9 protein-coding genes are annotated in these 14,814 nt (G+C 39.6%); 2 read left to right on the forward strand and 7 right to left on the reverse strand.

Going from position 1 to position 14,814, the window contains the following annotated elements; genetic code table 11:
* Positions 1–9: 9 nt before the first annotated feature.
* The 3 genes from CHSO_RS16885 to CHSO_RS16895 are packed head-to-tail and all read right to left on the reverse strand — an operon-like array spanning position 10 to position 5,795.
* On the reverse strand, positions 10–1,455 hold the full coding sequence (locus tag CHSO_RS16885; protein WP_045498471.1) for an MFS transporter: 1,446 nt from the start codon (positions 1,453–1,455) through the stop codon (positions 10–12).
* 28 nt (positions 1,456–1,483) lie between these two features.
* The gene (locus tag CHSO_RS16890) at positions 1,484–3,388 is read right to left on the reverse strand and encodes a sialate O-acetylesterase (protein ID WP_045498473.1); all 1,905 of its coding nucleotides are present in this window, start codon (positions 3,386–3,388) and stop codon (positions 1,484–1,486) included.
* Between the two features lie 25 nt (positions 3,389–3,413).
* Positions 3,414–5,795 (reverse strand): glycoside hydrolase family 127 protein, encoded by a 2,382-nt coding sequence (locus tag CHSO_RS16895; protein ID WP_052480632.1) that lies wholly within the window; start codon positions 5,793–5,795, stop codon positions 3,414–3,416.
* Positions 5,796–6,308: 513 nt separating this feature from the next.
* Between CHSO_RS16895 and CHSO_RS16900 the strand changes: the two genes are divergently transcribed.
* Together CHSO_RS16900 and CHSO_RS25125 are read left to right on the forward strand one after the other, a co-directional pair.
* Positions 6,309–6,995 carry an NUDIX hydrolase gene (locus CHSO_RS16900; protein ID WP_045498475.1) on the forward strand — a complete coding sequence of 229 codons (687 nt, stop codon included), beginning with the start codon at positions 6,309–6,311 and terminating at the stop codon, positions 6,993–6,995.
* 723 nt (positions 6,996–7,718) lie between these two features.
* On the forward strand, positions 7,719–9,452 hold the full coding sequence (locus CHSO_RS25125; RefSeq protein WP_052480633.1) for an RICIN domain-containing protein: 1,734 nt from the start codon (positions 7,719–7,721) through the stop codon (positions 9,450–9,452).
* Positions 9,453–9,618: 166 nt separating this feature from the next.
* Here the strand turns inward: CHSO_RS25125 and CHSO_RS16910 are convergent, their stop codons facing one another.
* From CHSO_RS16910 to CHSO_RS16925, 4 genes are read right to left on the reverse strand one after another with little or no spacing between them, the layout of a single operon-like run.
* Entirely contained in the window at positions 9,619–11,346 is a 1,728-nt protein-coding gene (locus CHSO_RS16910; RefSeq protein WP_045498478.1) for a sodium:solute symporter family transporter, read from the reverse strand.
* A gap of 3 nt (positions 11,347–11,349) precedes the next feature.
* Positions 11,350–12,507 (reverse strand): aldose epimerase family protein, encoded by a 1,158-nt coding sequence (locus CHSO_RS16915; protein ID WP_045498480.1) that lies wholly within the window; start codon positions 12,505–12,507, stop codon positions 11,350–11,352.
* Between the two features lie 27 nt (positions 12,508–12,534).
* The gene (gene araA / locus CHSO_RS16920; protein WP_045498483.1) at positions 12,535–14,031 is read right to left on the reverse strand and encodes an L-arabinose isomerase; all 1,497 of its coding nucleotides are present in this window, start codon (positions 14,029–14,031) and stop codon (positions 12,535–12,537) included.
* A 39-nt stretch (positions 14,032–14,070) separates the two neighbouring features.
* Entirely contained in the window at positions 14,071–14,781 is a 711-nt protein-coding gene (locus tag CHSO_RS16925) for an L-ribulose-5-phosphate 4-epimerase (RefSeq protein WP_045498491.1), read from the reverse strand.
* Positions 14,782–14,814: the final 33 nt, after the last annotated feature.

Consider the following 14,814-nt stretch of genomic DNA (forward strand, 5'->3'; position numbering starts at 1 on the left):
TTGTTAGTTTTATTTTCTTCTTTCAGCCAGATCTTTTTCAATCTGAACTTCCATTTTTTTGTTGATTTTATACAATAAAAGCAGTCCGCAGGCAATGAAAAATGGTATGGACGGGAAAATACTCACAAGCATTTTGGCCCCTGCCGCCACTGTTTCCGGCTGAATAACCTGCTCATTTCCATGTACGGAAATATATCCGTATTTTCCTATAATCAGTGCTACCAAAGAGCTCCCTATACTGAGACCCACTTTCAGTCCTACCATCATGGCAGAAAAGATAATAGCTGTTGCCCTGCGGTTGTTCTTCCATTCTGAATAATCGGCCACATCAGCAATCATAGCCCACAAAAGCGGAGTACTGATTCCGTAAAAGAATCCATGTAAAATCTGTGACAAGAACATAATTCCCACTGCTTTCGGAGGATAGAATATAAAAGCAAGGATAAACAAGGTAGAAATGAATAATGACGCTATAAAAGTGTCCCGTTTTCCAAATCGGTCTGCGAGTTTTTTAGAGAAGGTAATCCCTACGATCATCATCACAATTCCCCCTGCATTAAATAATCCGAATCCTGCAGACTTCGGGTCTTCCCCAAAGAAATTCATCCCTGCAGAATTAAAAAATGCTGTAATAGGTGAAATAAAACTTTTGAGAGCATTCTCATCCACATAGTTATTAAAATAATATACATAAGATCCTCCTTTCATGGCCAGTGTGATAAATATGAATGCTGTCACAGTAAGCATAATAATCCACGGTCTGTTCTGAAATAAATCTTTTAAATCCTCTTTCAGGCTTGACTTCTGGTCCGGCTTCGGAATAATTCTTTCTTTGGTTGTAAAAAAGGTGATCAGCAGCATTACGGATCCTATCACTGCCAGCCATGTCATCACGGTCTCAATTCCCTGTGCTTTGTCTCCATGGCCTACATATAAAATGATAGGCAGCATAAAAACCTGCACAAAAAACTGGGCAAACATCACCGCTACAAAACGATACGAAGAAATACTGTTACGTTCACTCATATCTCCCGTAATAACCCCGCTCAAAGCAGCATAGGGTAAGTTATTGGAAGCATATAACAACAATAATAATGAATAGGTGACCGCAGCATAGATCATTTTGCCCTGATAAGAAAAATGAGGGGTACTGAAGGCTAAGAGTGCAGCAATACCAAGCGGTACAGCAGTAAATAAAATCCATGGACGGAATTTCCCCCATCGTGAGCTTGTACGGTCTGCCAGTGCTCCGATAAGCGGGTTAAAGCCAAATCCGGCAATTAAACCTACGGTAAGGGTGATGACAGAGGCATCCTCTGGTTTTAATCCGTAAATATCTGTATAAAAATAAGTCAGGTAAGTAACTAAGGTTTGAAAAACAAGGTTGGCCGCCAGATCTCCTAAGCTGTACCCCACTTTCTCTATTACCGATATTTTTTGTGGCTGATTATCCATTGATTTTGATAAGGTTTTCTATGTTAAATTAATTTTTTTCTGTTGTAAAAGGTGAAGCAGGAAGCCCGCTTTTATTTTTAAGATTCCCATCAGGATTATCTGCCCAGTCGTAGCGTACATTGACAGGACTATCCACCTGATCATTCCATACAATGACTTTATTGCCTTTTGCTTCTGCTTTTGCCCATTGATAACGACCGTCTTTCTGCTGTATGGCAAAACCTTTCAGTTCTCCCTGTACCAGATCATCTGTACCGGGTTTAAAAGATAGAATAATGGTTTTCCCTTCTGTTTTCATTGACTGATAAACGGGTCCGTCGGCTATGATTTTTTTGCCTTCCCCGATTTTCAGGGCCTGTAAAGCAAGCCTGTCACCCACTGCTTTTTTATTGAGCGGATGAATATCATTCCATTCTCCCACATCAATAGTTACTGCAAGACCAGCATAAGGAACATGAAGAGAAACCTGTCTCTGCTGTTCTCTCAGCTCAGCCCAATTGCTGTCCAGGGGTTCATCTTTTTTCTCCATAAAATTGGCCAGCTGTACAATCAGGAATGGCATATCTTTCTTGTTCCATTTTGAACGCCAGTCTGAGATCATTGTTGACAGTAAATCTCCGTATTCTTTTGGCTTTCCTGTATTGCTTTCCCCCTGATACCAGATAAATCCTTTGATCTTATAATTAATCAACGGGTTAATCATAGCATTATAAAGTCCTACCGGTTTCCAGCGGATAAATGTCTGTCCGGGAGCCATTTTTTCCATTCTGGCTCCTATTTTATATTTCCACTCGCCTTTCAGGTCTGTTTTTTGTCCGTCGATTTCAAGGTAATACGGCTTATCAGCAATAAACTGTCCTTTTCCGCTGCCGTTCATTACTCTTACCGTAATTGTATTTTTCCCTTCTTTTAAAACACCTTTCGGAATGTCATACCAGCGTGGCGGATATTCATAAGTTACATTTCCTACTTTAACTCCGTTAATATATGTAACATCAGCATCTTTTATCCTTCCCAGATTTAAAAATGCTGTTTTCTGGTCTGCTCCTTTAGGCAGGATAATTTCCTTACGGAACCATACCGACCCGTCAAACGAACCTTCCTGATCCTCCCATGATCCCGGCAGCATCATGGTTTTCCATCCGGAATCGTTTGCATTATCTTTTTCCCAGTGCTGATTCAGCCCAATATCGCTCTGATCAAGCTCTCCATACCATGCTTTGCTTAGTGACTGTTCCTGGGATTCTGTAGAATGTATCAGGTCATCATTTTTCCATTTTTCTGCTTCAGTCAGATATTCCGGATATTTTTTCAGTGATTTTTCATCCATCCAGGCCTGAACCGGAGAGCCTCCCAGGCTTGTATGAATAATTCCTACAGGAACTTTATTTTTTTCGTTCAGTTCTTTGGCAAAGAAATAAGCAACCCCGGAAAAATTAAGAATAGTCTGAGGGTTTGTGCTTTCCCATTTCCCGCCGTCAAGATCATTTTGCGGAGCTTTAAAATTATATTTCTGCGGAACCGTGAAGAATCTTATATTCTGATTATGGGCGTTTTTAATTTCGCTTTCATAAAGAGGTATCAGCCTGCGCATCGGAAGTTCCATATTGGATTGTCCTGAAGCTACCCACACATCACCAATAAGGATATCTTTAAGGGTAATCTCATTAATCGTCATGGTATATGGGCCTCCGGCATTGAGCTTTGGAAGTACAAGAGCCCAGTTACCATTCTGGTCAGTGGTGGCATTATATGTTTTATTGATAAACTTAATCGTAATTTTTTCTCCTGCATCTGCATATCCCCAGATCTTCAGGTCTTGATTCCTCTGAAGGATCATCCCGTCTGAAACCAAAGCAGGAAGCCTTACTTTTGCATGAAAACTGCAAATGGCTGCCAAAAAAAATAATAAGTATAAGGTTCTGTTTTTCATGGGAAAAATCTGTTTTTTATTTGTTTCAGTTTTTATTTTTTTTATAATTTCCGGTCAGTAATCGGATTTCGATAACTTTAGCAGTTGTTAATTTTTCTTCTGCCAGGAATTTTACAGTAAGGTTTTCTTTATTCTTCTCTGAATCCGGTATCGGAACAACAAGATATTGAGGTGAGCTTCCAGACTTTCCTTCCATATTTTGGGCAATGATTGTTTTACTGTTGATCTCAATATTCAGCGTACGGTTAGTATTCGCATCAAAATACAGAACGTAAAGGTATGAAGCATTTTTTCCGGCATTTTTCATCCGGTAACTGAACCAGCCTTTGGCATCACGGAAATGACGGTCTTCCATATATCCTGTATCAGAGTCTTTGCTTTCTATAAAATGATCTGATTCCGGCTGTTGTTCGCCCAGCTGGATCTTATCTGCAGTGATCATATCCAGCTTTCTGGTTTCCGCTTCTTCTTTTGCTCTTTGTTTCAATATATTTTCTATTGCGTTTTTGTCCGCCTGCGGCCAATACAGAATATATCTTTCTGCCTGAATACTGTAAAATGGCACAAGATCTAAACCTTTTCCAAATTTTTCAGACGGATAAAGCCCTGTAACGGCAAAGTTGAGCGGTTTATTGTTCGAAGGCGTAACATGACTGACAACTTCTGAAGAGTTTCCAAGGATAACGGGAATTTCGTTTAAAGGGATTTGCGGACCGTGAGCAATATGGCCGCCTCTGCTGTCATCCGCAAGTACCCCCTGTTGGTTTTCGGTTCCGTATTTTGCGGCAAGCACTACAGGTCCGTATTTAAATGCATAATAATTGGAATGGTCAGGCAGTTGTTCTGCGGAAAGATGCATGGGTAAAATCATTTTCACAACATCACCTTTTTTCCATTTTTTAGTCAGCGTAAAATAGCCATCTGAACCACGCTGTACTTTTTCCTGCTTTCCATTGATTAGAATTTTTACTTCTGAAGGGGTGGTCCAGTCCGGACATCTCAGTTTTAAATCAAATTCTGACTTTCCTGCAGCATCAAAGATCAATGTTGTTTCAGGAACTTCCGGGAAGTTATTGGCCTGGCGAAGCACTACTTTTTCCTTTTCCCATGTAAGCGTGGAAGGAATAAATAAGTTGACATATAAATCCTTATCCGACCGGGCATAAATCATTTCCCCATATTTGGCATGATTTTCCATTCCGGATCCCACACAGCACCAGAAGCTGGTCTGAGGCTGTGAATAAACACGGTAATGCCCAGGACGCATCGGAGTAAAGTAAACGAAACCTCCCTGATCATGATTTTCCGTGGAAAGAATATGGTTATATAATGCTTTTTCGTAATAATCCATATAATATGATTCGGGAAGCGTTGCAAACAGCTCTTTGGTCAGTTTGAGCATATTATAAGTATTGCAGGTTTCCGGACCTTCAATACTTTTTATCATGCTGCTGAAATCATTGACAGGGTTAAAATGCTCACTGACACTGTTACCTCCAATAACTGAAGATCTTTTCTCTGTAACGTTATGCCAGAAAAAATCAGCAGCATTACTCCATGGCTCGTTATTTTCAAGATCGGCAATACGCTTATATCCGATTACTTTAGGGATCTGTGTATTGGCGTGTAAACCTGTAAGCTTATCTTCTCCTGACAAAAGAGGGGTAAGGATAGCCTGATGCGAAAAGCGGTGAGCCAGCTGCAGATATTTTTTATCATGAGTAATATCATAAACATCCGCAAAAACTTCGTTAAGCCCTCCATGTTCACTGCGCAGCATATCCTGTATCTGTTCATCGGAAAGATCTGCGACTTCATTCATCATCCAATCCGTAAGTCTGATCAGCATTGTCTTTGCTTTTTCACTTTTTGCATACCAATAGGCATCGCGTAATCCTGAGTACAGTTTGTGAATATTATATAAAGGTACCCATCGGTCGTTCAACCCGAAGCCTGAAGCACGAATGTTTCCCTGTTTAATTTCTTTCCAAATCTTTTTTCCGTCAGGAATTCCTGAAATGTATCCATCCGGAGAGGTATTCTGACAGCGTGCCAGTTCACTGATCATATAATCAATTCTCTGTTGTATTGCCTTATCTCCTGTAGAGGCGTACATCAGGGATAATGCGGAAATATAGTGTCCTCCTATGTGGCCGTCCAACCCTGTGTTTTCCCAATTGGGGTAATTATTTGCTTTTGTTTTCAATCCGGCTTCTTTAAGATAAGGAGCCAATAATCTATCCGGTTCCAAGGTCATCAGGTACTTATGGTCTGCCGTCATAGCTTTGCTGAAAACACTCTCTGATAACTTTACAGTTTCCAAAGGAAAATAGTGAATTCTCTTCTTCACCTGCGCTGAGGTAAATGAAGCAAAACACAATAAAAGGACTGAAAGTTTTGGGATCATGGATAAATGTTAATTCAACATTTCTAAAGTAATGGAAAGAATCTATATACGAAACATTTCCAGAGCCTGTTTGACTTATTTTTTCATTTAAAACTTTCTATAAAGCCCTAAAAACAACAAAAAACACACTACCTTATCATAAAAAATAAGATAATTAATTAACAGAAAAACAAAACTTTAAAATCATAGGATTCCCTATGAAAATGAATTCAGGATATGTTTTGGTAAAAATTTCAACGATATAATAAATACCTTATCGTATTTTTAACGTTAAGCCTGTTTTATTGATTATTATTAATCCCAATTTTAATTTTAACACAATTTTAACATTCAATTCATGTATGATTAACCTGATTTCAGTGATATTTTCCGGTTTTGATGATGGTTTTACCTCCCAAAATACACATAGGGGATAATTTTAATGAAATAAATGGTTCTTATTTAAAAGTGTACAAATAACATTTATATAAAATCATATCCATAAATGCTTTACCTTTGTATAAAATATAAAAGATGACTGAGGATTACTCCCAATATCCCAAACACCTTGTCGCTGTTGACTGTATCATTTTCGGTTTTGACGGTGAAAATCTTAAAATCCTTTTAGTAAAAAGAAATTTTGATCCACAGATGGGCAAATGGTCGCTGATGGGTGGTTTCATTGGCAATGACGAGACTTCTGATGAGGCAGCTAACAGGGTTTTATATACATTAACTGGTCTTGAAAACATTTATCTTGAGCAGCTGAAATGCTACACGGAAATCCAGCGTGAACCAACAGCTAGAATTATGTCTATCTCCTATTATGCATTGATCAATATTGAGAAAGATATTCGGATCAATGAACAGTACAGTGCAGAATGGGTTGAGCTTCAGAAAGCACCTGAACTTATTTTCGATCATAATAAAATGGTAAAGGATGCTGTTGCCAGACTGAGAAGAAGAGCATCCACAGGACCTATAGGATTTGAACTTCTCCCAGAAAAATTCACAATGAAGGATCTTCAGAATCTTTATGAGGCTATTTTTGATGAAAAATTCGATAAACGGAATTTTACCAGCAAGATCAACAGCATGGACATCCTTGTTAACACTAATAAAAAGGATATGACCTCATCGAGAAAAGGGTCTTTTCTTTACCACTTTGACGAAAAAAAATATAACAAAAAAATCTCACAGGGATTTATGTTTAAGATCTAATATTTACAACCGGCTTAATTTTCTTTTGATAAAAAAGGGTTTTCAGAAAAGCAGCATTTTAGGATTGAAAAATTAAACCAAAAAAAACTTATCATCAACATTCCGGATCCCATATCCATCTATGGTTTTAAGATGAATAAAAATCTCACTTCCGTGAGATTTTTTTTATGTTAATATGAAAAATTTCAGGCTAGCCAAACAGTCATTCCGACTTTTCCCATGATTATCGTAATGAAAATTTATGATAAGGTTTTTTGTTTTTCCCCATAATAGACCGCATTACAAGTATTGGTCAATTAATTTATTTATGATAATAAATTTTATGTTAATTTTTAACAAAATATTAATTTATATTTAATAATATATGTATTTTTATACAAAATTAATAACCATATTTATCAGTAAATCAAATTTTCACAACTCTATACTTACATACGTGAGAAACCTAGAAAAGTGAAGAAAAGATTTTCAAATCCGAAACCGAATAGAGATGATTCCATTGTCTTACCCGAAACTAATGTTGGAGAATTAGGTAAAGAAAGCCGGGAGACAAGCAGGTTAGTCAGTATAATAGAAAATATGACATCTAACCTTATCCAAATCCAGCATCAATAAAGATTAAGAAGTTTCACTTATCTACCCCCAATACTCCTGCGTAGGTTAAGGAACCGAGATATTGATGACTAAAAAAATAAGATCAATAACCCTTTAAATATATAAATTATGAGAACAAACAAAATGTGGCTACTTCTGGCCTTCCTACTAACCATTCTTTCCAGCTGTTCACGGATAGAAGAAAAAACTTTACAAGAAGAATCTGAAAGAAACCTAAGAGTCAATGCCAATGAAGGAGCATCTTTATTGGCATTGGCAACAACACCGCCCCTGCATGTTGGTGGTAAGTACCTCAAAGATCCCTGCGACAATAACGTTGTCTTACATGGTGTTGCCATCACCCCTAGTCCCTGGTTCAATGGCTGTCAATATGGTGCCAATTCCGGCTACTGTACCTGGGATAATTATAATGTACAGGGTGCTCTGAACTATAACAAAGCTGTTATAAACAAGCTCAGCAGCACTGCTGATGGCTGGTATCTCAATTACATTCGTCTTCATATTGATCCATATTGGACTAATGATCCTGGTCCAGCTATTCCCGAAAATGATATCTCAAGATTCAATTATAACCGCTTGGTAACGTATACGGATCAGGTGATCATCCCTCTGATCAACCATGCCCGAAGCCGAGGAATGTATGTCATCCTACGCCCACCGGGTGTATGTCCAAGCCGTATTGCTGTAAACGATGCCTATCATAGTTACCTTAAAACCGTATGGACCTTTTTATCACAACATCCGGGTTTAAAGAATGCTGACAATGTGATGTTTGAATTAGCCAACGAACCTGTTGAGATCCAAGGTACAAACGGTACATGGGGAACAACAGGCAATGAACATTTTGCAGCACTCAAAAATTTCTTTCAGCCACTGGTTAACATCATTCGCAACAACGGGGCTAATAATGTTTGCTGGATTCCGGGTACGGGCTGGCAATCGCATTATCAAGGTTATGTCAATAACCAGATCACAGGAGGTAATATTGGCTACGCTGTTCACATATACCCTGGTTATTGGGGTGGTGTCAACAACTATCAAGCCTTTCAAAATGCATGGAACATCAATGTTAAACCAATTGCAGATATTGCACCGATCGCCATTACCGAGACCGACTGGGCACCACAGGGATACGGTACCTTCGGCACCGGCACCACCGGCACAGCAGGCGGAAACGGCTTTGGCGCCAATTTAAAATATATTGTGGATCAAGCCGGTAATGTAAGCTGCAATGTTCTTGCCCCGGATAATCTCCTCCACAAGGGCGATCCTAATGCAGGAACAGCCTACAACAACGATTGGGAAGCCTGCGCCGCACCAACTAAACAGTGGTTCCAGCAATATGCATCCTCCAATTATCCTGTTTCAAACTGTAACACCACCAGTAGTCTGGTTAATAATGGTGTTTACGAAATTGAATTTCAGACCGATTCTAATAAAGTACTTGATCTGAAATCGGGAGAGGACGCCAATGGCGCAGTATTAAGACCATGGACAAGGAATGGAGCTACGGCACAGCGATGGGTTGCTATTGACGCAGGTAATGGCTACTGGCGTTTTATATCTAAAGCAAGTACAACAAACCGTTGCATTGATTTGGCAAGTAACAGTAATACCCTGGGAACTTCAATCCGGCTTTGGCAAAGCTATAGTAACGATGCACAGAGCTGGCAGGTAGTTGCTGTCTCCAATGGTTATTACAAAATACTATCCAAGGTGGATCCTACACGTGGCTGGGATATTCCTAACTGTACCATGGACGGTAATTCAAATTTACACCTTTGGGATTATTATGGTACCTCCTGTCAGTTGTTCAAGTTCAAATATATCGGGATGAACTAGGTATATCAAAAGATATGATAAAAAAACAGGATGCTTTTTTAAGCATCCTGTTTTTTTATCATATGTGAAAAGTCAATTTTGCTTCGCAAGTTAATGGTAAGTTTTTTTAAAAAATTGACAGTGAAACGAATTCACTATTGACTATTCACTTTGTCATATTCAGTATTTACCAAAACCTTACATATAAAGCAGTCAGTAAAAGCAGTGTCATCACAATCAAAACCAGTGTTCTGTTGTCCACTTTAAACATCGTTGCATCAATGGCAAAGGCTTTAGGATTTACTTTAGGACCCGCAAGACTGATGAGTATCATGGCAATTATTGTGATAAAAAACGACCATCCCATATTGATCAGGAAAGGAATCTCGGTAATAGTATGTACCACTCCATTCTCCAGTTTTTCATACGTGAATGCCGTATACATCCAGGTTTCTTTTCCGAAAATACCCACAGCAAAACTGTTGAAGAAAATGGCCAGGACAAAACCTAAGATCACTCCTACCAAAGCAGCTGTACCAGTCGTTCTTTTCCAGAACATTCCCAGAAGGAACATGGCAAATACTCCCGGACTGATAAAACCTGTATATTTCTGGATAAAGGTAAAACCTCCTTCTCCACCAATCCCCAAAACGTCTGTCCAGGTAAAGGCTAATGCTACCATCATCGCAATAATAATAACCCAGCGGCCTGTTCTTACCATCTGAATTTCGGTGGCATCTGCTTTAAGATATTTCTTATAGATATCCAGTGTAAAAATAGTTGAGATACTGTTTACTTTTCCTGCCAGTGAAGCTACAATTGCTGCCGTCAAAGCGGCAATGGCCAATCCTTTAAGTCCCACAGGCAAAAATCCCAATATTGCAGAATACGCTCCATCTTTCACTCCGTTGAATCCCGGAAGGTGTCCTTTGGAATATAATACATACGCTGCAATTCCCGGAAGCATAACAATCACAGGCATGAATAGCTTCAGAAAACCAGCAAACAGAATTCCGGTTCTTGCCGTTTTCAGGTCTGCTCCCAATGCTCTTTGGGTAATATACTGATTGCATCCCCAATAATTCAGATTAACAATCCACTGGCCGGCAAAATACATAGCAAGACCTGGCAATACCACATATTTCTGTACCTCCAGGTTCTGAGGCATATCCAAAGTGGTAGTGGTGGTCGCTGGTTTTTCAAGAATCAGTTTAAAATGCTGCGGAGCCTCATTAATCAGGGTATTGAAACCAGCCAGCGCATTCCCTACAGCCGCTCCGTTGATTCTCTGGTCCACAATCTGTAAAGCCATATACACCGTTGCAAAACCGCCGATAATAAGAACAGCCACCTGTATAACGTCTGTATACCCGATTACTTTCATTCCTCCGAGTCCAATCAGAAGGGCCATAAGCAAAAGGGCGATCATAATACCGTGAAGGTGCTCTCCTCCCAATAAGGTATCAATGGCAAGAGCTCCGAGATAAAGAATGGAAGTAAGGTTCACGATAACATACAGAAACAGCCAGAATACTGCCATGATGAGTGAAACAGATTTATTATACCTTCTCTCCAGAAACTGGGGCATGGTATAAATCTTATTTTTAAGATAGATCGGTATAAACCAGACTGCAATAATGATCAGCGCAAGAGCAGCAATCCATTCATAGGCGGCAACGGCAATTCCGACAAAGAAACCTTCACCGCTCATTCCGATGAACTGTTCAGCGGAGATGTTGGAAGCAATTAAGCTGGCTCCGATAGCCCACCAGGTCAAAGATCCTTCCGCAAGGAAATAATCCTTACTTCCTGTGGATTCAGATTTTTTCTTTTTATAGATCCATAGTCCGTAGGAGGCTACCACTACGAAATAGATCAGGAATATGATGATATCAATAGTTGCTAATTTTCCCATAGTTTAGTTTTTAACGGAGAATTTATAGATGGTTTTCGACTGGTATTTCTGCCCTGCCTTCAATTCTGTGGAAGGGAAAGAAGGCTGGTTCGGTGAATCCGGGAAATGCTGGGTTTCCAGGCAGAATCCTGTTCTGAATTCATTTTTACCTCCTGTTTTGGTATCAAACTTTCCGTCAAGAAAATTACCGGAATAAAACTGTACACCAGGTTCATCTGTAAAGACTTCCATCAGTCTTCCTGTTTCCAGATGATAGACTTTGGCTATGCTTCTGAGACCCTTACCATTCAGAATCCAGTTGTGATCATATCCTTTTCCTTTTTTCAGCTGATCATCGTCTGCATTGATATCTTTTCCGATGGGTTTTGAAACCGTGAAATCAAAGGGAGTTCCTTTTACCGCTTTCTGCTCACCGGTAGGAATCAGAGTTTCATTCACAGGTAAAAACTTATCTGCATTAATCTGCATTTCATGATCGGTAATCGTTTTAGTAAAATTTCCGGACAGGTTAAAATAAGAATGCTGGGTAAGATTCACCACTGTAGGCTTATCGGTTTCTGCTTCATAGGAAATTTCCAAAGCATTATCGTCTGTAAGCGTGTAGAAAACGGTTGTTGTTAATTTTCCCGGATATCCTTCTTCACCATCTGCACTGGTATAAGATAATTTCAATGTCGGAAATTTCGCATCTTTTACGGCCTCAATATTCCAGAATCTGGTATGAAATCCTTCTTTTCCTCCGTGAAGACTATTGGGACCGTCATTTTTATCAATTTCGTAAGTTTTCCCTTCCAGTGTAAACTTTGCATTGGCAATCCTGTTGCCGTATCTTCCGATCAAAGCCCCGAAATAATAAGGGTTGCCATCAAAATATCCTTCTGGTTTTGTAAAGCCAAGCACTACATCTTCGTATTTCCCATTCTTATCAGGTACGGTTAAAGAAGTGATAATCCCACCGAAGTTGATGACCTCAACTTTCATCCCGTTTTTATTGGTCAAAGTATATTTTTTAATAGAATCGTCTTTTGGCGTAACTCCATAGTCTGAAGTAGAAATGTTCTCCATTTTTCCTGAAATATCCTGTTTATTATTTTCTTTTTTACAGCCGAAAATAATTAAAAATAATAAAATAAAAATGCCATTATGTGTTGTTTTTTTCATAATTATTTACATATTTTTTAAAATTAATTAACGATAATACATTTCATTCCAACGAAGTGTATTTTTAAAATCACGTATTCTGGTATCTTCATCAATGACTAATGATTCAATGCCTGCTATCTCAGCAAAATCTTCCAGCTGTTCTGCTGAAATATTTTCACTGTAACATGTATGGTGTGCACCTCCTGCCAGTATCCAGGCTTCTGCAGCCGTATATAAATCAGGAAGTGGTTTCCACAAAACTCTTGCTACCGGAAGTTTTGGCAGCTCTTCTGTAATTTCCAATGCTCTGGTTTTGTTGATCAGCAGTCTGAAATGATTTCCAAAGTCCATTAAAGCAGCGTTTAATGAATCAATATTTCCTCTGGAGTTAAAAACGAGACGAACCGGGTCTGCTTTTCCTCCGATTCCGAGCGGATGGATCTCACATGAAGGTTTTCCGGCTGCCAGCACAGGATCTACTTCCAGCATATGGGAACCTAAAATGGAAGGATTGGAAGGATCTAAATGATAGGTATAATCTTCCATAAAGGCATTTCCTCCTTCAAGGCCCTGCCCCATTGTTTTCATGGCACGTACCAGTGCTGCTGTTTTCCAGTCTCCTTCTCCTGCAAATCCGTAGCCCTTCTGCATCAGGCGCTGTACTGCAATTCCAGGCAGCTGTTCCAGGCCGTGAAGGTCTTCAAAGGTATCTGAAAATCCTTTAAATCCTCCGTCTTTTAAAAATTTTTCAAGCCCTAATTCAATTTTGGCGGCGGTGTGCAGTGAACTCCTGTTGGCCCCACCTTCCAAAAGGGAGGCTGCCATGTGATAAGAAGACTCATATTCTTCCATCAGACTTTTTATTTCTCCTTCACCTACAGAATTGATAACGCCTACAAGATCACCAATTCCCCAGGTATTGACTGAGAAACCGAACCTGGTTTCAGCTTCCACTTTATCACCATCTGTAACGGCTACAAATCGCATATTATCTCCAAATCGTGCAAATTTAGCTCCCTGCCAGTCGTCCCAACCTGCAGCAACACGGCTCCAGTCGCCAATCTGTTTCTGAACTCTTTCTTCTGACCAGTGCCCTACCACGACTTTTCTGTTCTTTCGGAGCCTGCTGACCATAAAACCAAATTCACGGTCACCATGAGCGGCCTGGTTGAGATTCATAAAATCCATATCCATGGTAGACCACGGAATATCTCTGTTGAATTGGGTATGCAGATGCAGAAGAGGTTTCTGTAAAATTTTTAATCCTCTGATCCACATTTTAGCGGGTGAAAAGGTATGCATCCACGTAATTACTCCTATGCAGTTTTCTGCATGATTGGCTGCTGCAATGGTTTCAAATATCTCTTCGGTAGTTTTTACCGTTGGCTTTACCATAATTTTTACCGGGATAAAAGAAGATTTTTCCAATTCTGCCACAATTTTTTGTGAGTGGTCTGCTACCTGGGCCAATGTTTCAGGTCCGTATAAATGCTGACTTCCTGTGATGAACCAGACTTCTTTGGTATTGAGAGGTGTTAACATAATTTTGTTGATCGTTAATAGTTGTTTATGTTGAAGTGTTTAGTGTTTAAATTCCTGTCCGTAATAAGCATTCTTACCATGTTTACGTTCATAGTGTTTTTTGATGAGTGAGTCTTTCAGACGTTCTGCATCAGGATTGATCTGTCTGGTGAGATAAGCCATTTCGGCAATGGTCTCCAGCACTTTACTGTTGTAGACTGCCTTCTCTGCATTTTTCCCCCATGTAAACGGACCGTGGTTTCCAATCAGGACCATTTCTACTTCTTCAGGAGAGAGTTGTTTTTCTTTAAAGCATTCCAGAATCTGTATTCCTGTATTGTATTCGTAGTTTCCTTCAATGAGTTCATCCCGCATAGGTGGAGCACAGGGAATATCTGTCGTAAGATGATCTGCATGGGTGGTTCCGAAAACAGGAATATCCATTTGTGCCTGTGCCCAGGCCACGGAATAGATCGCATGAGTGTGGGAAATCCCACCGATATTTTCCCAGTTTTTGTACAAGTAAGCATGGGTCTTGGTGTCGGAAGAAGGTCTGAGCCTGCCTTCAATGACATTGGCATCAAAGTCAAGAATCACCATATCTTCCGGCTTTAAAATGTCGTAAGGAACACCGCTGGGTTTAATGGCAAAAATGCCTTTATCACGGTCTACAGTGCTTACATTCCCGAAGGTATAAACCACCAACTTCAGGGCATCCAGCTGCATATTGGCTTCATAACATTCTCTTTGGAGTTCTTTATAGGTATTCATTTGAGTGTCATTCAAAAAGTTAAAATTGATGAA

The organism is Chryseobacterium sp. StRB126 (assembly GCF_000829375.1).
Classification (GTDB): domain Bacteria; phylum Bacteroidota; class Bacteroidia; order Flavobacteriales; family Weeksellaceae; genus Chryseobacterium.

Coding starts and splice junctions, on each gene's coding strand:
- CHSO_RS16895 (WP_052480632.1), bottom strand. CDS start 5,795: ATGATCCCAAAACTTTCAGTCCTTTTATTGTGTTTTGCTTCATTTACC.
- CHSO_RS16890 (WP_045498473.1), bottom strand. CDS start 3,388: ATGAAAAACAGAACCTTATACTTATTATTTTTTTTGGCAGCCATTTGC.
- CHSO_RS16885 (WP_045498471.1), bottom strand. CDS start 1,455: ATGGATAATCAGCCACAAAAAATATCGGTAATAGAGAAAGTGGGGTAC.
- araA (WP_045498483.1), bottom strand. CDS start 14,031: ATGTTAACACCTCTCAATACCAAAGAAGTCTGGTTCATCACAGGAAGT.
- CHSO_RS16910 (WP_045498478.1), bottom strand. CDS start 11,346: ATGGGAAAATTAGCAACTATTGATATCATCATATTCCTGATCTATTTC.
- CHSO_RS16915 (WP_045498480.1), bottom strand. CDS start 12,507: ATGAAAAAAACAACACATAATGGCATTTTTATTTTATTATTTTTAATT.
- CHSO_RS25125 (WP_052480633.1), top strand. CDS start 7,719: ATGAGAACAAACAAAATGTGGCTACTTCTGGCCTTCCTACTAACCATT.
- CHSO_RS16900 (WP_045498475.1), top strand. CDS start 6,309: ATGACTGAGGATTACTCCCAATATCCCAAACACCTTGTCGCTGTTGAC.
- CHSO_RS16925 (WP_045498491.1), bottom strand. CDS start 14,781: ATGAATACCTATAAAGAACTCCAAAGAGAATGTTATGAAGCCAATATG.